The organism is Actinacidiphila sp. DG2A-62 (assembly GCF_035825295.1).
In the GTDB taxonomy this organism is placed as follows: Bacteria; Actinomycetota; Actinomycetes; order Streptomycetales; family Streptomycetaceae; genus Actinacidiphila.
Map to the genome: position 1 here is coordinate 4,673,561 of NZ_JAYMGI010000002.1, position 19,881 is coordinate 4,693,441.

Sequence of the window (19,881 nt, forward strand, 5' to 3'; positions counted from 1 at the left end):
TGGAGCTGTCACTCGGCTTCACGGCCCGCGGTCCGCGCGCACGGCGTCCCCCGTGCGCGTGGCCGCGGGCCGATCCGGCGACGGCCGGCCGCCGGACCGCTTACCCTCCGAGGGGCGGACCGTGCAGACACGGAGGGATCGCCGAGGGGGCGCCGGGAGGGCTTTCGTATCAGCCCGGCAACAGCCGCAACCGTTCGCGGCCCGGGCGCCTCCTACGACATGACATCCGAGATGGGGAGACTCGATTGACCAGGGGACGTACGGCGTCTTTCGCCGCCAACGACGCCGCAGGGGACGCCGCGACGAACGACACCGCGACCGGCGGCGCCCGGCGCGGCGACCGCCGTGCCAAGGGCCTGCTGGCGCTCGCGCTCGGCGCGGTGCTGCTCGGCGCCACCGCGTGCGGCGGCAACGCGGGCGCATCGGACAAGGGCCAGGGAGCGGGTCAGGGGCAGGACGGCAAGAACGGCGCGTCGGCCTCGGCCTCGCCGACCTCGCAGGCCGCGCTGACCGTCTCGCCGCGCAACGGCGCGACCGGCGTCGACACCACCGGCGCGCTGAAGGTCGCGGTGGCGCAGGGCAAGCTGACCAAGGTCGCGGTGACCGGCCCCGGCGGCGAGCCGGTCGACGGCGCGATATCCGCCGACGGCGCGTCCTGGACGCCGGCCGGTGTGCTGCACACCGACACGCACTACTCGGTCACGGCCACCGCGACCGACTCCGCGGGCCGCAGCACCTCGCAGCAGACCTCGTTCACCACGATCAAGCCGTCCTCGGTGAACTACGGCAACTTCAACATCGAGCCCGGCGCGACGTACGGCGTCGGCATGGAGGTGTCGATCCGCTTCAGCAAGCCGGTCGCCAACCAGGCCGAGGTGCACAAGGGGATCACGGTCACCGCCAGCGACGGCGTGGACGTCGAGGGCCACTGGTTCGGCAACCAGCGCATCGACTTCCGCCCGGAGAACTACTGGGCGCCGGGCACCAAGGTCACCCTGCACCTGCGGCTCAACGGCGTGAAGACCGCGCCCGGCACCTACGGCCAGCAGTCCAAGGACGTGTCCTTCACCATCGGCCGCTCGCAGACCTCGGTGGCCGACAACAACGCCAAGACGCTGAAGATCTACCGCAACGGCGCGCTGTACAAGCAGTTCCCGGCCAGCCTGGGCGACCCCGAACACACCACCTACAACGGCAAGATGGTGATCGAGGAGAAGGACCCGGTGGTGGACATGGACTCCCACACCGTGGGCCTGGGCAACGCCTACCGGATCAAGGACGTGCCGCACGGCATGCGGCTGTCGGACTCCGGCACCTTCGCGCACGGCAACTACTGGCGCCCGGAGTCGGTCTTCGGCCACGAGAACACCAGCCACGGCTGCGTCGGCCTGCACGACGTCAAGGGCGGCGGCGACCCGAACACGCCCGCGGCCTGGTTCTACTCCCACTCGCTGATCGGCGACGTCGTCCAGGTCGTCAACTCGCCCGACAAGGTGGTCGATCCGAGCAACGGCATCAACGGCTGGAACATGTCGTGGTCCGCGTGGAAGAACAACTGACCTCTCGCTGACCGCTGTTCCGCTGGCCCGCTGGTCCGGCTGGCCCACTGGTCCGGCTGGCCCACTGGTCCGGCTGGTCCACCGACCGCCGTCGCGCTGCCATGCCGACCGCGATCACGCCGCACGGCCGGGGCACTCCGCCCCGGCCGTGCGGCGTCTCGGCGGTCGACCGCGCGGCGGTCGGCCGCTTCGCCGCCGTCGCCGCCTCCACCGCCGTCCGCGCGCGCGTCCCGCCGAGGCTCGCGGGCGGGGGTCAGACCGGGAGGAGGAGCAGGGGGGAGCCGGTGGGGGCGGGGGAGCCGCCGGGGGGCTCCGCGGTGATGCCCACGCCGTCGGCGCCGGCCGGGGTGCCGTGCAGCAGGAGGGAGCCGGTGGCGCGGCCGGGGGCGATCAGGCCGGCCGGGACCATCGTGCCGCCGTGGCTGAACCAGAGCTCGTAGACGCGCGCGTGCGGCAGCACGGGCAGGTCGTGGAAGAGCACCGCGGCCCGGCCGATCTCGCGCGAGGCCACGACGGTGGCTCTGCCGCCGCTCTTGAGGGGCCCGGTGCGGAACGTCGCGTCGGGCGCCGCGGTCAGCGCGCTCAGCTCCGCCGCCTGCGCCTCGGCGCGGGCGGTGCGGTCACGCTGGACGTCGGCCTCGTGCCGCGCGTCGACCGCGACGCCGGCCGCCGCCGCGGCGGCCACCAGGCAGGCCGCGGCGGCCAGGTACGGCATCCGCTGCCGCCGGCCGCGGCGCGCGGCGGCCCGCAGCGGCGCCACCGGCACGTCCGGCGGGAGCTGGCGGACCTCGGGCAGCGCGGCCATCACACGGGTGCGCAGGTCCGCGGGCGGCACCTCGGCGACTGCCATGGCCAGCCGCGCCGCGGTCTCGCTCAGCTCCCGCACCTCCTGCGCGCACGCCTCGCAGCGCGCCATGTGCCGGCGGAACTCCGCGGCCTCCGGGTCGGTCAGCGCGCCCACGGCGTAGGCGCCGGTCAGCGTGTGCAGGTCGACGCTCGTCACGAGCCCACCCCCAGGCAGTCGCGGAGCCGGATCAGGCCGTCCCGCAGCCGAGTCTTGACGGTGCCCAGCGCGACGCCGAGCACCTCGGCGGTCTGCTGGTACGTGTAGCCGCGGTAGTACGCCAGCGTCACCGACTCGTGCTGCAGCTCGGTCAGCTGCCGCAGGCAGCGGCGCACCTGCTCGCGTTCCAGCCGGCGCTCCACCTGCTCGCTGACCTCGTTGAAAGCCGGGCTGTGGTCGCGCACCCCGACCTGGAACTCCCGGTCGGCCGACGCCTGGGCCGAGCGCACCCGGTCCACCGCGCGACGGTGCGCCAGCGTCATGATCCAGGCCATCGCGCTGCGCTGCCGGGCGTCGAACCGGGCGGCGCACCGCCACACCTCGATCAGGACCTCCTGCGCGACCTCCTCGGACTGCGCCGGGTCCCGGACCACCCGCCGGGCCAGCCCCAGCACGGAGCCGGCCACGGCGGTGTAGAGCGTCTCGAACGCCTCCCGGTCGCCCCGGGCGATCCGCCCGAGCAGGGCTTCGAGCGGTCCTGCGGACGGGTCCGGCGGCCGGTCCGGTTCTGCTGCGGCGCGCATGGACACCTCCTGGCTGGCACGGCGCTCGCCTGTACTTCGGCGCCGTGCCGCCGACGGATTGGTGATTGGTCGCGCTGGGCGATCCCGCGCAGATGCCTTACGCCGCGGGGATGCCGTACGCCGCGGGGGTGCTCACCGGGCGCGGCGGGGCTTGTGCGGGCGGGCGGCGAACCGTACCCGGACCTGCGTGTCGTGCGGCGCGGCCGCGTCGTGCGCCTCGGCGAAGGGACCCTCGGTCAGCTGCCGCAGCACCGTCGCGGGGGCCGCGCCCGGCTCCAGCGTCACGTGCACGCCCGCGCGCAGGCGGCCCCGGCCGGCGGGCAGCGCGACCCGGGCCCGCGCGACGCCCGGAACCGCGCCGGTCCGGCGCGCCAGCACCTGCGCCAGCACCCGCGGGCGCAGCGTGACCGATCCGGTCATCGGCATCGACGCGCGTCCGCCGCCGCGCAGTTGGGCGAGCCCCCAGGCCAGCGCGAGCAGCAGCACGCACGCGGTCGAGGCGATGACCGCCGGCGTCCACCAGTCGTGCGCGCGCAGGTCCGCCAGCCGCTCCCGGTCCACCAGCGGGGCCCCGGAACCGGGCTGCGGCCACCAGGCCGGCACCGAGTCCCGGGTCGACCGCCCGGCGAGCGCGATGACGCTCCCGCCCGCCGCCATCGCCAGCCCGACCAGCGCGAGCACCACGCGGTTGACCGTCCTACGCACCGGGTTCACGTGCGGGTCCCTCCGGGTTCGAGCCGCCGTCGCCGGCGGCGGTGTCGGCGGCCGCGCCGGCAGCGGGATCGGCCGCGGGAGCGGCGCCGGCCGGCGCGTCGACTGTATCGGTCCCCCCGGCCACCGCGCCTCCCCCGCCGCGCGCATCGCCCGTTCGGGGTGCGGCGGTCGTGCTGGGCGCGGCAGGCGCGGCGCGCGTCGCGCCGGTCGTGTCGGTCGCGGTGGCGGCCTCCGGCCGGGTGGGGGTGTGCCGGCCGTTCGGGGGTCGGACGGCCGCCATTGGGGGGACCGGCGCAGGTGGACGCGGAGGCGGGGGGTGCGGGCCAGGCCCAGCGCGGTCGCCGCGGTCCGGGCCGCGGCGACCGCCTGGGCGCGGGCGGTCGCGAGGTCGCCGAAGCCGAGGGTCGCGCGGACCCGTACCCTGCGGCGGCCGACGCGCACCCGCGCGCCCGTCACGCCCGCGACCTCCAGCACCGTGTCGGCGACCAGCCGGGCCGCCGCCGAGCGTTCGAGCACCGCGTGCCGCAGGAACGGCGCGGACGGCGTGTCCGGCGTGTCCGGCGCGGCCATGGTCAACAGCGTGCGCCGGCCCGGCGTGAGGGCGAGCAGCAGCAGCCACAGGCCGACGACGGCGACGCCGGCCCCGCCGGCCACCACCGCGGTGTCGCCCGGCCCGTGGGCGGTCACCCAGTCCAGCGCGTGCAGGCGCCACCGGGCCGGCCGGCGCCCGGCGGCGTGCACGGACACCACGTCCCACAGCAGGACGCCGGCCCCGGCGGCCACGACGAGCGCCGCGACGCCGGCCGGCCCGCGCCGCTGCGCCCATGTCCGCCCGGTGCGCGTCCGCCCGGTGCGCGTGCTGCGGGTCGAGGTCGCGGCGGTTCCGGCGGTGGTTCCGGCGGCAGTTCCTGCGTCGACTCCGCCTTCGACTCCGGCGTCGACTCCTGCCGTTCCGGAGGCCGTTCCGGCCTCCGCCGCCCCCGCGGCCCCCGCCGCGTCCTCCGCGAGCGGCCCCGCGGCCCCGCGTCCACCGGCTCCCCGCGCGTCCACGTCCGTGGACAGGTCGCGGATCTGCACCGCCGCCCGCGTGACCGTCAGACCGGTGAGGTACGCGACCCGGTCGGTGACCGTGTCGCGGACGGCCGCGCCGGTGTCGGCGAGCGCCGCCGGGTAGGGGAGGCGGACGCCCAGCGCGAGGTCCGCGCGCCCCCCGCGCACGGTCGCCGCGCCGCGGGTCACCTCGGCGCGGCCGTGCGGGAGCGCCGCCTCGGTCGCGGCGCGCTCGGCGATCCGCCGCACCACGCGCTCGGCGACGACGGTCGCGCCGCGTTCCGCCGCGGGCGGCCGGGCCGGCGCTGCGGTCACCGCGGCCTCCGGTCGCCCGGCGCGAAGAACTCCCGCCAGTCCACGCCCGAGTCGATCAGCCGGCCCACCACCGCGCCGACCGCGCCCAGCGCCGCCACCAGCAGGAACGCCCCGAAACCGCCGAACCACCCGGCGAACGCCAGGGCCATGCCCACCAGCATGCCCAGCACCGCTCTGCTCATCGCACACCCCATCCAGGTCGAGGTCGTTCAGGTCATCGCGTCATCGCGTCATCGCGTGCACGCGGGTCGTCGCCCGTGTCGAGCGTCGCCCGCGCGTTGCTGCCGCGCGTCATCGCGGGCACGCGGGTGGCCGGCATCGCGTACGTCACGCACGTCACGCGTGTCGCGTGCGCCGTACGGGTCGTGCACGCCGCACGGGCGCGGGCCGGGCCCGGCGTCCGCCGCCGACGCACGGTGCGGGTGGGCCTTCCCGCGCCTGCCCCCGCACCGCGTCCCGCGCCCGCCCGCACCGCGTCCCGCGCCCGCCCGCACGGCGTCCCGCGTCCCGCGCCGCCCGGCGCGGCCGGCCCCGCGCGGCCGGCCCCGCTACTCCACGCGCGACTCACCCGCGCGGTCGTCCTCCTCGTCCGGCAGGTGCACGTCGTTGACGGCGATGTTGACCTCCACGACCTCCAGGCCGGTGATCCGCTCCACCGCGGCGATCACGTTCTCCCGCACGTCGCGCGCGACGTCGGTGATCGGCACGCCGTAGTCCACGACGATGTCCAGGTCCACGGCCGTCTGCCGCTCGCCCACCTCGACCTTGACGCCGCGGCCCACGTTCGGCCGGCCGCCGGGCACGCGGTCGCGGACCGCGCCGATCGTGCGGGCCAGGCCGCCGCCCATGTCGTAGACGCCGGGGATCTCCCGCGCCGCCATGCCGGCGATCTTCACCACGACCACGTCGGCGATCGACGTGCGGCCACGGGTGCCGGCCGGCTTGTCCGCGCCGGAGGAGCCGCCGGCGACGGTCGTCGCACCCGGAACCGAACGCCCGGCGCCGGCCGTCCCGGCCGCCGGACCCACGTTCTTCCCGGCCTCGCGCTCCACCTGCTCCGTCGTCATCGCAATCCTCCGAGTCATCCGTCTCTCACCGTGCTTGTGACCGTTGGACACGGCGGCACGCCTGCGCGTGACGCACTCGCACGACTTTTTTCGTGCGTCACGCCGAGCGGGCAGAGTGTGTCCAACGAAGAGGACGGATGAGGGGAGCGCCGAGTGCCGGGGGTCAGCACAGGGGCGCCGCCGCCCGGCGCGGGACGCGCGGGCCGGGCGGTGGATTTGCTCGCGGTGCGTGCCGCCGAGGGCGACGAGGACGCGTTCGAGGCGCTGGTGCGGCGGCACGCTCCCGACCTGCTGCGGCTGGCCGCCGGGCTGCTCGGCGACCGGGCGGAGGCGGAGGACGCGGTGCAGGACGCCTTCATCAGCGCGTGGCGGCGGCTGCCGGAGTTCCGCGGCGCGTCGGGCTTCGGCACGTGGATGCACCGGATCGTCACCAACCGCTGTCTGAACATCCTGCGGGCCCGGCGGCCGGTCGCCGACCTGTCCGCCGCGCCGGAGCCGGCCGCGCCCGAGCACTCCGCGTCCCCGGTCCGGGCGGCCGAGTCGCACGCCGCGGCCGACGCGCTCGCCCGCTCGCTCGCGTCGCTCAGCGCGGAGCAGCGGGTGTGCTGGATTCTCAGGGAGAGGGACGGCCTGTCGTACGAGGCGATCGCGGAGTCCGTGGGGATCACCCCGCAGGCCGCCCGCGCCCGGGTGTTCCGCGCACGACGCTGCCTGACGGAGGCGATGACCGCATGGCGATGAACTCCGGGAACTCCGGGAACTCAGGGAACTTTGGCAACCCCGGCAACCCCGGCAACCCCGGCGCGGACCGGCCTGGGTACGGGCCGGGCCCCGACGACGGCTACCAGAACGGCTCGGCGGGCGGCCTCGGGGGCGGCCTTGACGACGGCGACGAGCGGCTGGGCTGCGGGCGGCTGCTCTCCGAGGTGTGGGACGCGGACGGCTCGGGAGCCGCCGACCCGCACCTGGAGCGGTGCCCGTACTGCTCCGAGGCGCTCGGGCGGCTCACCGTGCTCGGCGAGGCGGTGCGCCGGGCCGGCCGGCCCGAGGCCGGGGACGGGGACTGGGACGGGGACTGGGACGGGGACTGGGACTCGGCGGCGCTGACCGCGCGGGTGATGGACGTGGTCCGGCTCGAACTGCGGCCCGGACGGCCGCTGCCGCTCGGCGGGCCCGAGGAGGACCTGTGGGTGATGGAGGCGATGGCGGCCAAGGCGCTGCGCAGGGCCGCGGAGACCGTGCCCGGGGTGCACGCGGGCTCGTGCCGTGTCGATCCGGCCGGCCAGGACCGTGCGCGGGAGACGGCCCGGGGGGCCGCTTCGGGAGCGGGGCGCGGCCCGGTGCGCGTACGGCTGGAGGTCGTCGCGCCGCTCGCGGCCGAACTGCCGGCGCTCGCGGACGAGGTCAGGCGGCGGGTGCGGGCCGCGGCCTACATCGCGCTGGGCGTGCCGGTGGCGGCGGTCGACGTCACGATCACGGATCTGGTCGACCCGGCGGAACTGGACGAGCTCGCCAGTCTCCTGGAGGAGCCGGCGGCCGGGGACCGTCCCGGTGGCGGTGGGGGCGGCGCTCCGGACCGGGGGCCCGCGGCCGGAGAGGGAGGGAGCGGTCATGAGTGACGAGCAGCCGGGCGGGCGGCACGCGCTGGAGCACGCGGTGGCGAAGGCCGCGGCGCAGGTGCCGGGGGTCGCGTTCCTGCGGCCCGGGATCGCGGACTACCTGCGCGGCGCGGCGCGTCCGCGGGTGCTCGGGCGCCACGGCGGGCCGCCGGCCGGGGTGCGGGTGGCCCGGCGCGAGCGCACCGGGCCGTGGGAGGTGCACGTGCAGGTCGTGGTCCGCGGGGGCCACCGCGCGGTGGACGTGGCCCGCGCGGTCCGCGCGGCGGCCTCCGAGGTCGTCGCTGCCGCTGCGGACGCCCCTCCCGCCCTCCACATCAAGGTGACGGTGGCCGGCTCCGTGTGACCCCCGCCCGGTCGGCTCGGCGCTGGGCGTTGCCCCCCTGATGTGCCGAGGCCCGGTGTTGTGGCCGGGTCAGTGGACGTGGATCGTGACCGTCACCGACTTGAGGACCGCGGGGAGCCTCGTCGTGTCGACCTTCAGGATCTCGCCGTTGTCGGGGCGGCCCGTGGCCGGGAGGGTCTTCTGGTGGACCGTCCAGGCGCCGTCGGGGTCGACGGCGATGGAGTCGATGCCGAAGTCGTCGTCGTTGGACAGGTACAGCGTCTTCCCCGCGTCCGCGGTGGCGACGCCCTCCACCTTGTCGTGGCCGAAGAACGCGCCGGTCGGGTCGAGTTGGCTGACCAGCGAGCCGATGTCGAGGTACGACTGCTTCTGCGCGACGTTGACGCCCGCCGCGGTGAGCGCGGCCAGCGCCGCGTTCGTGCCGTCCTTGCCGACCAGCGCCTCGGGAGACTTGCCGCCGACGGTCAGGCCGCTGACGTCGGTCGCGCCGTTGACGTCCACCTGGTAGAGCGTCTTGTGGGCGAACGGCGCGAAGTTCCCGTCGCGCTCGTCGACCAGGAACTTCGTCGCGGACAGCGCGGTGATCTCGCTGTTGGCGTCCCCGGTGTCGTCCGGGTCGTCCAGCAGGTACAGGTACTGATTGGTCGTGAAGGTGCGCAGGTCGACGGTGACGATGCGGGCCGGCGCGACGTTGCTCGCCTTCGGGCCGAGGTCGGGCTGCTGGAGCGCGGACTGCATCACGCCGACCAGCGTGGTGCCGTCCGGGGTGACCGTCAGGCCCTCCATCCCCTTGTTCTTCAGCCGGTTCGCGAACTCGGCCGGCAGGTAGCCGACGATCGTGTGGTAGGCGTTGTCCGGGCTGTCGCGGTACGGGGTGAGCCGGCCCAGCTCGTAGCCGTTCGCGTCGAAGTGGGTGAGGTACGGGCCGTACTCGTCGGAGACCCAGAAGGTGCCGTCGGGCAGCGCGACCAGGCCCTCGGAGTCGTAGCCGTACGGGTCGTTCGCCACCGGCACCGGCGTGCCGCCCGCCGCGTTGGTGGCGTCGACGTCGTCGATGACCTCCTTGGTGTCGTGCGGCGGGCGGCCGCTGTACGGGGTGCCGCCCAGCCGCTTCGGGCCCTTCAGGGTGACCTTGCGCATCAGCTCGGCCTTGCCCTTGACCAGCTTGAACTCGCCGATTTGCGGCGTGAATCCGAGCAGCATCTCGGACTTGTCGCCGTCGGGGGCGTCGGCGTTGGGGCCGCGGTCGGTGAGGCCGTAGAACCAGCCGGAGCGGCCGGGGACCGGGGCCAGCGAGGAGCCGTAGCCCTCGCCGGAGATCGCGGTGGTGGTGCCGCCGGGGCCGCGGACCGTCGCCAGCGGCGGCAGCGGGGAGCCGTTCGCCTGCGTGTCCTCGAACAGCTGCACCGCGTCGGTGGCGGTGTAGGTGAAGGTGTCGGTGCCGGTGAAGCCCGGGTTCGGCGTGTACGTGAAGGTGCCGTCCGGGTCGATCGTCGCGGTGCCGTGCGCGGGGGCGGTGTGGCGGACCACCGCGGTGGCGCCGGAGTCGTTGCGCAGCACGTCGCCGGTGACCGTGCCGTGGCCGGAGAAGGAGTCGGCGCTCGCCCGGAAGTCGTGCGAGGGGGCCGAGAGCCAGCCGTGGGCCTGCGCCGCGGCGGTGCCCGCGCCGGCCACCGCGACCGTGACCGCGATCGCCACGGCGGCGCGGACCCGGGTGCGGGAGAGGGGTCGTGGAGTCATGTCCTGAACGTGACCCCCCGCGGTGAACTCCCGGTCGTACTCGGGTGAACGGAGGGTTCACGCCGGCCACGAGGTGGAGGTCAGGACGTCCCGGCGGCCTCTTCCGCCACCCGGTTCACGTCCCGCACGACCAGCGCGGGCTGGCCCAGGTAGATGTAGTGGTCGCTGCTCGCGGCGACCTCCAGCGTGCTGTGCGCGGACAGTTCGAGCCACGTGCGCTCGCCGTCCGCCCACGCCCGCTCCAGGGCGGGGCCGTAGGTGGGGATGGCCGCGAGGTACTGCTTGCCGTGCCGCACCACCCGCACGGGGATGTCCCCGGCCGACCGGACCGGCGCGTCGGCGATGGCCAGGCGCTCCGGGTAGTCGCCCTTCGCCACCGCGAGGAACTGGTCGCGGGCCTGCGCGCCGGGGGAGTTCGCGGGCGCGGAGGCGGGCACGATCCGCTTCAGGTCGGCGGTCATCGTGGCCGGGGTGGCGTCGAGCAGCACCAGGCCCTTGACCCGGTCCCGGTGGTCGGGGGCGTAGCGGGCGGCGATCAGGCCGCCGAGCGAGTGGCCGACCAGCACCACCGGCCGGTCGCCGGCCACCCGGTCGATCACGGAGGTGAGCACCTTGCCTGTGCTCTGCATGGTCTGCGGCCCGGCGGGCTTGTCGCTCGCGCCCTCGCCGAGCCGGTCGTAGGAGCAGACCTTGCCCTTTTCCGCGAGGGACTTCTGTATTCCGCCGAACTTGCCGAGCCCGTCGCCCGCCCCGGACATCAGCACGACGACCGGGCGGTTCTTCACCGTCTTTCCCGAACAGGACACGTTCACCTTGCGGTCGCCGACGGTGATCTTCCCCGTTCCGGAGAACGAGGCGTCGTACTTCGCGGACGGGTCGCAGCCGGTGAGCGCGACGCCGGCCAGGGCGCAGAGCGCGGCGGCGGTGGTGACGGCGGCGGTCCTGGAATTGCGGAACATGGAATTCTCCATCGATGGGAAGAAAACGGGGACGTGATCGCCGTCCGCTGCTCCGGAATGCCAACCGCGGTTATCCGGTGCGCCGTTCCGACGATGGTCATGACCCTATTTCCGCCGCCGCCACCGCCCCACCGGGCGAACTCCCCTCTTCCCCCGGGGGTTTGCCCCACCCCGATCCGGGAGCGCCCCCCGCAGCCCCGCGCCCGTCCCGCGCCCGCGCCGGCCCCCGCCCCGCGCCCGCGCCCGCCCCGCGCCCGCCGCGTGCGCGGGCCGGGCACGGGGCCCCGCCGGGTGCCTCCGCGGACCTCGCCGGGATCAGGGGGCGATGGTGACGACCGCCTGGTGGCCGGCGGACTGCGCGCTCACGGTGAACGAGAACAGCTTGGTCGAGGCGTCGTAGCCGACCGCGCCGACCGAGCCGGCGGACGCGGACACCGTGGGACGGCGCGGCGCGTAGCCGTGCAGCGTCACCGGGCCCTCGCCGGGGGCGAAGGCGATCGTGGCGTGCACCTGGCCGGAGTCGTTGAGGTGCGCGATGCGCTTGTCGCCGTGCGCGACCCACTTGCCGGCGTCGCCGAGGAAGGCGATGCCCGAGGGGCCGACCGGCGCGACGACCCAGTACGTGCCGCTGGTGACCTGGGCGCTCACCGTGCCGCCCGCCGGGACCAGCGTGCCGGTGCCGGCGAAGTAGTCGTAGGCGTACGCCGGTCCGCTCTCGCCGATCTCGGCCAGGCCGAAGGACGCGTGCTGCGCGAAGCCGGTCGGCACCGAGCCCTTGGTGACGCCGAGCCAGTCGATGTTCCCGCCGCTGGCGCCGGTCGCGGTCAGCCGCACGGTGTTGGCGCCCGCGGCCAGGGTGACCGTCGTCCCGACCACGCTCCACGTCGTCCACCAGCCGGTGGAGGGGAAGGACAGGTTCTGCGCGCCGCCGCCGTTGACCGACAGCGCGAGCGGGCGGTCGGTGAACGAGGCGTTGGCGTACCGGAACTGCAGCGTGTAGGTGCCGGCCGACGGCGCCTGCACGGTCCACTCCACGTAGTCGCCGTCGGCGTGCTGGTAGTCCGCGAAGCCGCTGCCGGTGTAGCCGCCGTTGTCCCGGCCGACCACCGCGCCGGACAGCTTCGCGTCCTCCGCCTGGTAGACCGTCTGCGGCGGGGCGAACTGCCGCGCGTAGGCGAAGACGTAACGGTACGTCAGGCCGACGTGGGCGACATGCGTGCTCGCCACCATGGCCGGCATCGTCCCGGCGCCCTCGCCCACGTACGTCGCGTCGGTCGGAACGATCGGCACGTCCGGCTTGACGATCACCCCGTCGGGCCGCACCGCCTTGGACACGTTGGCCGCGTCGATCTTCCCCAGCGCGTCGCCGACGCCGACCGGGCCGGCCGACAGGTTCGCCAGCAGCAGGTTGTTCGTCTCGCCGCTCATGAACACGTCGACCCACGGCCACAGCCCGAGCGCGCCGGCGAACTGCGAGTCGTACAGGAACATGTCCCACTTGGGCCGGTCGAAGCGGTCGTCGCTGACCCGGATCGTGGTCAGGTTCGGGTAGCGCACGGATTGCAGGTAGTCGCGCGGCAGCGCCATGCAGTACTGCATGTCCAGGCCGTTGAGGGAGGCGGAGGCCGCCATGTTGTCGAAGAAGGCGGTGGCGTCGTTCAGGTTCTCCGCGGGCTTGGCGTTGTTGCACAGCCAGTCCTGCTCGTAGACGACGACGCCGCCGTCCTTGAGGTAGGCCATGATGTCCTGCCAGTACGCCGGGTCGGTGATCACGTCGTTCGAGAACGTGTACCGGCCGTGGTACGGGCTGGACTTGTCCATCCACCGGGCGTGCGTGACCAGCGGTTTGCCCAACTGCTGCTGGAACGCCTTGAGTCCGTCGGGGAAGAGCGTACGGTCGGCCTCGTAGACCGAGGTGCCGTCGGGCAGGTCGTTCCAGTCGTCGTCGGGGCCCTTGGGGTACCACCAGCTGTCCAGCTGCATGTAGCCCATCGGGACCTGCCGCGCCGCCCACTCGTCGCGCACCGCCAGCAGCGTGCCCGTGTAGCCCTGGTCGGCCTCGAACCTGTAGTAGTAGTCCGCGCCGTTGTCGGTCCAGTAGCCGAAGGTGTTGAGCACCGTGCCGGTGTCGTTGGCGGGGGCCGACGTGCCAGGCCAGGGTGCGGAGGGCGGCGCCCCACGCGCGGTAGGCGGCGCCGACGCCGTCTTTGGTGGTCAGGATGGTCTTGCGGGTGTAGCCGGCCGGCAGGGTGGCGATCGAGCTGATCACGCCGGCCGCGATCGCGCCGCCGGACGCCTGGGAGGTCTGCGCCTCCTGGAAGTGGTCGGCGGCCGAGAGCACGAAGGTGTTGCCGGAGCCGTCGAAGAACACCCAGGGGCTGTCCGAGGCGCCGGCGAAGGTGTTGAACTGGAACCGCCCGAAGCAGTCGCTGTGGCTCAACTGGTGGGCCAGGTCCGGATATCCGGTGAAGGTCGGGAACGGCGAGGAGTTGGCGGCGGCCGTGACGTAGGTGTCGGTGAAGACGACCGCGGACGCGCTGTCGTACACGCGGATGCCGCCGCGCCGGGCGCCGGACCGGAAGGTGAACGTGGTCTCGGTGTAGGAGCCCAGCGCGTCCCAGCCGGACTGCGTGGTGATCCCGGTGGCCGCGCCGACCGAGCCGCTGAACGTCCAGCCGAGCGCGCTCGCGGTCACCTGCCAGGCGCCCGAGGACTGCACGGCGGCGCGCAGCGTCATCGGCCTGGCGCGGTCCGGGCCCGCCGGCCTCGCGCTCGCCCGGGCCACCTGGCCGGCCAGCGGCAGGGCCAGTGCGGCGGAGCCGACACCGGCCGCCCTGATGAAGTCGCGACGGCTGAATCCGGTCATGAGGGTGCTCCTCGTCTGTTGGCGTCCAGGTGCGTCCAGGTGCGTCCTGCGGGCGTCCGGTGGGCGTGTCGTGGCGCTCGGTGCGTCTCGGTGCGTCTCGGTGCGTCTCGGTGCTTCCGGGCAGGCGGAAGCGGACGGCGGTGCGGAGGTGCGGGAGTACGGGGACGCGATCTCCGGCCGGTGCCGCGGACGCGCGGGGCGCGCGGGCACGGGAGGGCGACCGGGTCCCGGCCGGGCCCGTCCGCTGCGGGAGACGCCTTGCGCCCGGCGAGGGGGGAGACGGTGGACAGTGTGCTGTCGTGTTTCTTTTGAGGTCAAGAGTGCAGACAAAGAAACACGACAGCACACGTTCGCTCGTGGACAAACCGCAGGTGGAGGCCGTGCGCCGACATCGTCGCGGATGTGCGGGCGGCGCTAGATCTTCACGTATCTGAACTTGCGCCGGGGTGCGGGGAGAGGGCGAGCGGCCCTCCCGCCCGAACCTCCCTGCCGCGGGGTTGACCCTCGCCCGGCTGCCGGACTAGCGTCACAGCTCGCTGCGGTTCACCCTTCCGATCTACGTTCATGTACGTGATTGCCCGTCCGGCGGTGCCGACCCGGCCGGTCCGCCGGCTCCTTGGTCGGCTCCTTGGTCGTCTACTTGGTCATCTCGTAGACCACGATGGCCAGCCCGACGACCACGGTGAGGCCGACCAGGAGGACGACGAGGGAGCTGACACAGCACGCGGACAGTTCGCCGGCCCGGATCAGGGCCGCGCGCAGGCTGCCCTCGGGGGGCGGCGGCGGGGGCTCGGTGCGGCCCCGGCCGGCCTGGCGCGCGGACCGCGGCCCCGGGGCGCCGCCCGGCGCGGAACCGCGCCCCGACCCGGACCCGCCCGCCGCCGCGGAGCGCGGCGCGGACCTCGGTCCGGTTCTCGGCGCCTGACCGGGCACGGGCGTGGGCACGGTGGCGCCGACGCCGCCGTGCCGGCGCGGCGCGGGCGGGCCCTGGAAGTCGGGCTCGGTCATCGCGTTCTCCTGGCATCCGCGGACAGGGCCATCGGGCGGCGCTCCTCCGACTCGCAGGGGACTGGACGGACGTTAAATTACTACGGGGTGTAGGACCAACAAGACGGGCCCGCGCCGGGTACGGTTCCACACCCGGCTGTGCGACCCCTCACAAGGGCCGCGGACGCCTGCGGACTCCGGCGGACACCCGCGGACGCCTGCGGACTCCGGCGGACACCCGCCGCGAATCCGCCGATCCCGCCGATCCCGCCGATCCCGCGGACACCCGCCCGGCCATGCGCCGCCGCCGCGCCCTACGGGCATCCGTGCTCGCCCAGCAGCCGCTGCAGCATCCGCTCGTCCTCGGCCGACAGCTCGGAGACGAAGTGGGAGAGCACCGCGGCCCGGTCGCCGCCGTTGTCCAGCAGCGACCGCATCCGCTGCGCGGTGTGCGCGGCCTCGTCCCGCACCGGCGCGTACGCGTAGCCGCGCCCGGACCTGCGGCGGACCAGCATCCCCTTGCCGTGCAGCCGGGACAGGATGGTCAGCACCGTGGTGTACGCCAGGTCGCCGGCGATGCGCTCGTTGACCTGCGCGGCCGTGAGCGGTCCGTCCGCCGCCCACAGCGCGGACAGGACATCGGCCTCCAGCCGCCCCGGGGCGCGCCTGCGCCCGCCGGCCCTCTCGCGGTCCCCATCGCCGCCCACGCCGCACCTTCTCCCGTGCCCGCACTCCCCGGGCGTTCCCCTCGCGCCGGGAACGCTCCAATCTACTACGCCGGGTAGAGACAGCCCCGCCCCGCGGTCCCGGCTGGGGCCGGACGCGAGGCGGGGCGGGACGGACGACGGGACCGCGCTGCGGGCGGGGCGGGACGGACGACGGGACCGCGCTGCGGGCGGGGCGGGGCGGACGACGGGGCCGCGCTGCGGGCGCGGGCCGGCGGCGGGGTGGGTCAGGAGTCAGATGGTGCCGTCCTGCCACCACCACGCGCGGCCGAGGTCGGCCCGGCTGTCGACGTGCTGGTGGTCCTCGGTGTACGTCTCCAGGCCGGAGAAGCCGCAGGTCTCCGCCTTCTGGTAGACGGTCTTGTTGGAGACCCCCGGCACGTCGAGATCGGCGGCGGTGCCGTACAGGTGCATGCTGTCGCTGGCGCCGCCGACCGCCGCGTTGTGCGCGATGCTGCGGAAGCCGGAGTTGACGGTGATCGGCGTGTTGCCGAGCTTCTTGCGCAGCGCCTCCAGTTTGTACATCGCCCGGCGGACGTTCTCCTTGGCGGTGGCGGCGCTGACCTTGCCGCCGTCGAAGGTGCCGCTGACCCGGTCGGTGAACTCGCTGAAGTCGAAGTGCACCGTCGAACCGTCCGACTGCTGCAGCGCGTTGAGCTGCGACTGGGTCGCGGGACCCACGACGGCGTCGGCCGACAGGCCGTACGCGGACTGGAACAGGCGGACCGCGGTCGCGGTGCCCGGCCCGAAGTCGCCGTCGATGGCCACCCGGGTCTGGCCGGGGCTCGCGGTGGCCCAGCCGGCCACCCGGATCTGCAGTTCGGTGACGTCGGCGCCGGTCATGCCCTGCTGGAGGGTGCGCGACCAGGTGTACGCGTACGCCGAACCGGACAGCAGCACCGGGCCGAGCGCGACGCCGGCGCCTACGGCCAGCGTGCCGCGCAACAGGCTGCGGCGGTCCGGGCGGAAAGAGGACGGAGCCATCGTGGTCCCTTCATGACGGGTCATGGTGGGGGTGCATGGGTCATGTTCATGTCCACCGCGGGCGCGGCGGCCCCCAGCATGCCGCCGCCGCACGGGACCCTCAAGAGGGCAGCGGCGACCGGGAGTCGGCGACCGCCCGGGCGCCCGGTTCGCCCGGCCGCTCAGGCCGCCGCGCGGTCCCGCCGCGGCCGGCGCCGCAGGTCCGGCTCCAGCAGGGCCGGCGGGAGGTACTCCTGGTCGAGCCGGCCGACATCGGTGCCCGGCGGCACGATCTCGTCGATCCGGTCCAGCACGTCGTCGTCGAGCGCCACGTCGAGGCCGGCCAGCAGCCCGTCCAGGTGCTCCATGGTCCGCGCGCCCAGGATCGCGCTGGTCACGCCCGGGTGGGCGATGGTGAACGCCATCGCCAGGTGGATCAGCGGCAGCCCCGCCTCCTCCGCGACCGGGACCAGCCGCTCGACCGTGTCGACGCGCTGCTCGTCGCTGAGGTGCCTGACCAGCGAGGCGCGGCGCAGCCCGTTCTCCTGGTTCCTGCGCACGCGCCCGGTGAGCAGCCCCTGGCCGAGCGGGCCCCACACCAGCGCGCCCATGCCGTAGTGCTGGAGCGCGGGCAGCACCTCGCGCTCGATGCCGCGGTTGAGCAGCGAGTACGCCGGCTGCTCGGTGCGGAAGCGGTGCAGGCCGCGCCGTTCGGCGACCCACTGCGCCTCGACGATCTGCGACGCCGGGGTGTTGGAGGAGCCGATCGCGCGGACCTTGCCGCTGCGGACCAGGTCGGTGAGCACCGACAGCGTCTCCTCGATGTCGGTCGACGGGTCCACGCGGTGGATCTGGTAGACGTCGATGTGGTCGGTGCCCAGCCGGCGCAGCGAGTTCTCGACCGCGGTGGTGATCCAACGGCGCGACGCGCCTTGGTGGTTGGGCTCGTCGCCGACCGGACGGCTGACCTTGGTGGCCAGCACCACGTCGTCGCGCCGGCCCTTGAGCGCCCTGCCGACGATCTCCTCGGAGTCGCCGTACGCGTCGGCGGTGTCCACCAGGTTGATCCCGGCGTCCAGCGCCTTGTGGATGACGCGGACCGAGTCCTCGGGCTCGGCGCCGCTGATCGACGAGGCGAACATCAGCGCGCCGAGTCCGTAGGGGCTGACCTTGATGCCCGTCCCGCCGAGTGTGCGGTAGCGCATGGGACCTCCAGGGTGTGCGGGGTTCGGGGGGTTTGCCGCTTACGCCGTCGCGTCCGGGCGCGGAAGGCGTGCCCGGGGCGCCGGGGCGTGCCGGGGCGGCCGGAGGGCCGTACCCTGGCGGTAAGCGGAAAGCGTTTCCGGTACCCACGATACGGAAAAGCTTTCCGGTTATGCAACCGGAGTCCGAGGAGTCCCGTGTCCGCACCCGTCCCGCCGCCGGCCGGCGACCGACCGCCGGCGTCCGCCGAGGCGTCCCCGCAGCCCGGTGCCGCGCCTGCGCGCCGGCCGCGCGCCGACGCCCGGCGCAACTTCGACGCCCTGCTCAAGGCCGCGCGGTGGGTCTTCGACACCTCCGGCGTCGACGCGCCCGCCAAGGAGATCGCCGACCTCGCGGGCGTCGGCGTCGGCACCCTCTACCGGCACTTCCCGCAGCGCTCCGACCTGGTCAAGGCCGTGGTGCGCAGCGGCATCGACGCCTGCGCGGAGGCCGGCCCGCGGCTGGGCGCGCAGTTCCCGCCGCAGGAGGCGCTGGCGCGGTGGCTGCGCCAGTTCACCGACTTCCTCGGCGCCAAGCGCGGGCTCGCCTCGGCGCTGCACTCCGGCGACCCGGCGTACGAGGCGCTGCCCGGCTACTTCCACGAGAGGCTCGACCCCGTGCTGGCCGCGCTGCTCGCCGCAGGCGTCGCCGAGGGCACGGTCCGGGCCGACGTCAGCGCGCAGGACCTGCTGCGCGCCGTCGCGCACCTGAGCAACCCGGTGCCGGGGCAGGACCGCGACTTCCCGCAGCGGATGGTCGCGGTGCTGATCGACGGCCTGGGGGTGCGGGCGGGGTGACCGCCGCCGCGTCACCGGGCCGCGTGACCGGGCGTGACCGGGCCGCGTGACCGGGCGTGACCGGGCCGCGGGTCCGTACCGCGCGGCCCGCGGCCGTGGCCTCCGCGTCGGCCGCCGGGTGCCCGCACCATGATTGACATGTCCACCACCGGTGGGGATGCTGAGGAACCGTGCCCCACCCCCCGCCGCGCCGGCCCGGCGCCCCGCGGGGGCCGACCACGGGACGGGACGATGACGAGCTTGCGAAGTCTGTACGGCGCCCTGGCCTTCACCCTGTGCGGCGCACTGGCCGCCGGGCTGTCGCTGCTGTCCGGCGCGACCGCCGCCCACGCGTCCCAGACGGCGGTGCACAACGCCGACCCCAGCGTCATCCGGGTCGGCAGCACCTACATCTCCGCGGAGTCCTCCGGCGGCGGCATCGCCGTACGGGAGGCGTCCTCGCCCGACGCGCTCGGCTCGGCGACCGCCCGCAAGGTGTGGTCCGACACCGCGGGCCGCGGCGAGGTGTGGGCGCCGGAGATCGTGCTCGACAGCGGCCGGTACTACATCTACTTCAGCTCCGGCACCGGCGCCGCCCACCGGATGTACGTGATCAGCTCGGCCACCGCGAACAGCGGCTACGGCGCCGAGACCAAGCTCGCCCTGCCCGACGACAAGTGGGCGATCGACGGGAACATGTTCACGTTCAACGGGCAGCGGTGGTTCGTCTGGTCCGGCTGGGCCGGCGACACCAACGTCGAGCAGAACCTCTACATCGCCCGGATGAGCAGCCCGACCACGCCGACCGGCGGCCGGTACATCATCTCCCAGCCCCGCGAGAGCTGGGAGCGGGTCGTCGGGAACCCGTACATCAACGAAGCCCCCGCCGCGATCAAGGACCCCAACGGCCAGCTGCACATCGTCTACTCCGCCAACGGCAGCTGGAGCGACCAGTACTGCATGGCCGACCTGCGGCTGCGCGCGGGCGGCGACCCCACCTACGTCTGGGACTGGTACAAGTCCAACGGCTGCCTCTTCGGCTCCCACGCCGCCACGATGATGAAGGGCTGGGACCCCACCCTCTACGTCGACGGCCCCGGCAGCCACAGCTTCGTGCTGCTGAACGGCGACATCAACACCAGCCCGCCAGGCCCCCGCTTCCCGCTGATGTTCACCGCGGTGCCCAAGGGCACGCCGTACTCCTGGTCCGCGCGCTACTGGTTCAGCGGCAGCTTCTGCTGGTGGGGCAGCACGACCTACACCCGGGCCAACGTGCCCGGCGCGACCAGCGACACCGGGTGGGGCCTGAAGTTCTTCGAGTGACCGCCCGGGGGCGGTCGGTGCGCTCCGCGCGGAGCCGGGCCCGCCG

Annotated in this window: 19 protein-coding genes; 7 read left to right on the forward strand and 12 right to left on the reverse strand. The window is 74.7% G+C overall.

The genetic code is table 11. The features are described from left to right. Positions 1 to 356 precede the first annotated feature (356 nt). A complete protein-coding gene (locus VSR01_RS20925) occupies positions 357 to 1,559 on the forward strand; it encodes a L,D-transpeptidase (RefSeq protein ID WP_442785692.1) in 1,203 nt (400 codons plus the stop codon). Positions 1,560 to 1,812: 253 nt separating this feature from the next. Here VSR01_RS20925 and VSR01_RS20930 read toward each other — a convergent pair whose 3' ends face one another. The 5 genes from VSR01_RS20930 to VSR01_RS20950 all read right to left on the reverse strand — a co-directional run bounded on the left by VSR01_RS20930 (position 1,813) and on the right by VSR01_RS20950 (position 6,292). Continuing rightward, positions 1,813 to 2,562 carry an anti-sigma factor gene (locus VSR01_RS20930; RefSeq protein WP_326450705.1) on the reverse strand — a complete coding sequence of 250 codons (750 nt, stop codon included), beginning with the start codon at positions 2,560 to 2,562 and terminating at the stop codon, positions 1,813 to 1,815. Continuing rightward, positions 2,559 to 3,146, reverse strand: coding sequence for an ECF RNA polymerase sigma factor SigK (gene sigK / locus VSR01_RS20935; protein ID WP_326450706.1), 588 nt, complete (start codon positions 3,144 to 3,146; stop codon positions 2,559 to 2,561). The genes VSR01_RS20930 and sigK overlap by 4 nt, the downstream gene beginning before the upstream one ends. Positions 3,147 to 3,278: 132 nt before the next feature. After that, entirely contained in the window at positions 3,279 to 5,225 is a 1,947-nt protein-coding gene (locus VSR01_RS20940; RefSeq protein WP_326450707.1) for a DUF6286 domain-containing Asp23/Gls24 family envelope stress response protein, read from the reverse strand. Further along, on the reverse strand, positions 5,222 to 5,407 hold the full coding sequence (locus VSR01_RS20945) for a hypothetical protein (RefSeq protein ID WP_326450708.1): 186 nt from the start codon (positions 5,405 to 5,407) through the stop codon (positions 5,222 to 5,224). The genes VSR01_RS20940 and VSR01_RS20945 overlap by 4 nt, the downstream gene beginning before the upstream one ends. A 366-nt stretch (positions 5,408 to 5,773) precedes the next feature. Then, positions 5,774 to 6,292: an Asp23/Gls24 family envelope stress response protein gene (locus VSR01_RS20950; protein WP_326450709.1), complete on the reverse strand. Its 519-nt coding sequence runs from the start codon at positions 6,290 to 6,292 to the stop codon at positions 5,774 to 5,776. Between the two features lie 216 nt (positions 6,293 to 6,508). On the opposite strand from VSR01_RS20950, the gene VSR01_RS20955 reads away from it, so the two are divergent. The 3 genes from VSR01_RS20955 to VSR01_RS20965 are packed head-to-tail and all read left to right on the forward strand — an operon-like array spanning position 6,509 to position 8,254. Continuing rightward, a complete protein-coding gene (locus tag VSR01_RS20955; protein WP_326453743.1) occupies positions 6,509 to 7,033 on the forward strand; it encodes an RNA polymerase sigma factor in 525 nt (174 codons plus the stop codon). Continuing rightward, on the forward strand, positions 7,024 to 7,911 hold the full coding sequence (locus VSR01_RS20960) for an Asp23/Gls24 family envelope stress response protein (RefSeq protein WP_326450710.1): 888 nt from the start codon (positions 7,024 to 7,026) through the stop codon (positions 7,909 to 7,911). The genes VSR01_RS20955 and VSR01_RS20960 overlap by 10 nt, the downstream gene beginning before the upstream one ends. After that, positions 7,904 to 8,254, forward strand: a complete 351-nt coding sequence (locus VSR01_RS20965) for an Asp23/Gls24 family envelope stress response protein (RefSeq protein WP_326450711.1) — start codon at positions 7,904 to 7,906, stop codon at positions 8,252 to 8,254. Before VSR01_RS20960 ends, VSR01_RS20965 begins: the two co-directional genes overlap by 8 nt. Positions 8,255 to 8,323: 69 nt before the next feature. Here VSR01_RS20965 and VSR01_RS20970 read toward each other — a convergent pair whose 3' ends face one another. The 3 genes from VSR01_RS20970 to VSR01_RS20980 all read right to left on the reverse strand — a co-directional run bounded on the left by VSR01_RS20970 (position 8,324) and on the right by VSR01_RS20980 (position 13,071). After that, positions 8,324 to 9,994, reverse strand: coding sequence for an esterase-like activity of phytase family protein (locus VSR01_RS20970; RefSeq protein ID WP_326450712.1), 1,671 nt, complete (start codon positions 9,992 to 9,994; stop codon positions 8,324 to 8,326). 80 nt (positions 9,995 to 10,074) lie between these two features. Next, positions 10,075 to 10,953 (reverse strand): alpha/beta fold hydrolase, encoded by an 879-nt coding sequence (locus VSR01_RS20975; RefSeq protein WP_326450713.1) that lies wholly within the window; start codon positions 10,951 to 10,953, stop codon positions 10,075 to 10,077. 315 nt (positions 10,954 to 11,268) lie between these two features. Continuing rightward, the gene (locus VSR01_RS20980; RefSeq protein WP_326450714.1) at positions 11,269 to 13,071 is read right to left on the reverse strand and encodes a carbohydrate-binding protein; all 1,803 of its coding nucleotides are present in this window, start codon (positions 13,069 to 13,071) and stop codon (positions 11,269 to 11,271) included. 131 nt (positions 13,072 to 13,202) lie between these two features. Between VSR01_RS20980 and VSR01_RS20985 the strand changes: the two genes are divergently transcribed. Next, complete coding sequence (locus tag VSR01_RS20985) at positions 13,203 to 13,463, forward strand: hypothetical protein (RefSeq protein ID WP_326450715.1); 261 nt, start codon at positions 13,203 to 13,205, stop codon at positions 13,461 to 13,463. Between the two features lie 992 nt (positions 13,464 to 14,455). Here VSR01_RS20985 and VSR01_RS20990 read toward each other — a convergent pair. The 4 genes from VSR01_RS20990 to VSR01_RS21005 all read right to left on the reverse strand — a co-directional run bounded on the left by VSR01_RS20990 (position 14,456) and on the right by VSR01_RS21005 (position 17,699). Continuing rightward, positions 14,456 to 14,827: a hypothetical protein gene (locus VSR01_RS20990; RefSeq protein ID WP_326450716.1), complete on the reverse strand. Its 372-nt coding sequence runs from the start codon at positions 14,825 to 14,827 to the stop codon at positions 14,456 to 14,458. A 293-nt stretch (positions 14,828 to 15,120) separates the two neighbouring features. Beyond that, positions 15,121 to 15,513: a BlaI/MecI/CopY family transcriptional regulator gene (locus VSR01_RS20995; RefSeq protein ID WP_326450717.1), complete on the reverse strand. Its 393-nt coding sequence runs from the start codon at positions 15,511 to 15,513 to the stop codon at positions 15,121 to 15,123. 252 nt (positions 15,514 to 15,765) lie between these two features. After that, positions 15,766 to 16,515, reverse strand: a complete 750-nt coding sequence (locus VSR01_RS21000) for a D-Ala-D-Ala carboxypeptidase family metallohydrolase (protein ID WP_326450718.1) — start codon at positions 16,513 to 16,515, stop codon at positions 15,766 to 15,768. Positions 16,516 to 16,676: 161 nt separating this feature from the next. Then, positions 16,677 to 17,699, reverse strand: coding sequence for an aldo/keto reductase (locus tag VSR01_RS21005; protein ID WP_326450719.1), 1,023 nt, complete (start codon positions 17,697 to 17,699; stop codon positions 16,677 to 16,679). A 195-nt stretch (positions 17,700 to 17,894) separates the two neighbouring features. Here VSR01_RS21005 and VSR01_RS21010 point away from each other — a divergent pair, with 195 nt between their 5' ends. Together VSR01_RS21010 and VSR01_RS21015 are read left to right on the forward strand one after the other, a co-directional pair. Next, positions 17,895 to 18,533: a TetR/AcrR family transcriptional regulator gene (locus VSR01_RS21010; RefSeq protein ID WP_442785508.1), complete on the forward strand. Its 639-nt coding sequence runs from the start codon at positions 17,895 to 17,897 to the stop codon at positions 18,531 to 18,533. Positions 18,534 to 18,764: 231 nt separating this feature from the next. Further along, a complete protein-coding gene (locus tag VSR01_RS21015) occupies positions 18,765 to 19,835 on the forward strand; it encodes a glycoside hydrolase family 43 protein (protein ID WP_326450720.1) in 1,071 nt (356 codons plus the stop codon). Positions 19,836 to 19,881: the final 46 nt, after the last annotated feature.

Excerpts from the sequence above, each read along its gene's own strand:
- VSR01_RS20960 (WP_326450710.1), top strand. The coding sequence starts at position 7,024 with ATGGCGATGAACTCCGGGAACTCCGGGAACTCAGGGAACTTTGGCAAC.
- VSR01_RS20950 (WP_326450709.1), bottom strand. The coding sequence starts at position 6,292 with ATGACGACGGAGCAGGTGGAGCGCGAGGCCGGGAAGAACGTGGGTCCG.
- VSR01_RS21000 (WP_326450718.1), bottom strand. The coding sequence starts at position 16,515 with ATGGCTCCGTCCTCTTTCCGCCCGGACCGCCGCAGCCTGTTGCGCGGC.
- VSR01_RS20990 (WP_326450716.1), bottom strand. The coding sequence starts at position 14,827 with ATGACCGAGCCCGACTTCCAGGGCCCGCCCGCGCCGCGCCGGCACGGC.
- VSR01_RS21015 (WP_326450720.1), top strand. The coding sequence starts at position 18,765 with ATGACGAGCTTGCGAAGTCTGTACGGCGCCCTGGCCTTCACCCTGTGC.
- VSR01_RS20970 (WP_326450712.1), bottom strand. The coding sequence starts at position 9,994 with ATGACTCCACGACCCCTCTCCCGCACCCGGGTCCGCGCCGCCGTGGCG.
- VSR01_RS20945 (WP_326450708.1), bottom strand. The coding sequence starts at position 5,407 with ATGAGCAGAGCGGTGCTGGGCATGCTGGTGGGCATGGCCCTGGCGTTC.
- VSR01_RS21005 (WP_326450719.1), bottom strand. The coding sequence starts at position 17,699 with ATGCGCTACCGCACACTCGGCGGGACGGGCATCAAGGTCAGCCCCTAC.
- VSR01_RS20975 (WP_326450713.1), bottom strand. The coding sequence starts at position 10,953 with ATGTTCCGCAATTCCAGGACCGCCGCCGTCACCACCGCCGCCGCGCTC.
- VSR01_RS20965 (WP_326450711.1), top strand. The coding sequence starts at position 7,904 with ATGAGTGACGAGCAGCCGGGCGGGCGGCACGCGCTGGAGCACGCGGTG.
- sigK (WP_326450706.1), bottom strand. The coding sequence starts at position 3,146 with ATGCGCGCCGCAGCAGAACCGGACCGGCCGCCGGACCCGTCCGCAGGA.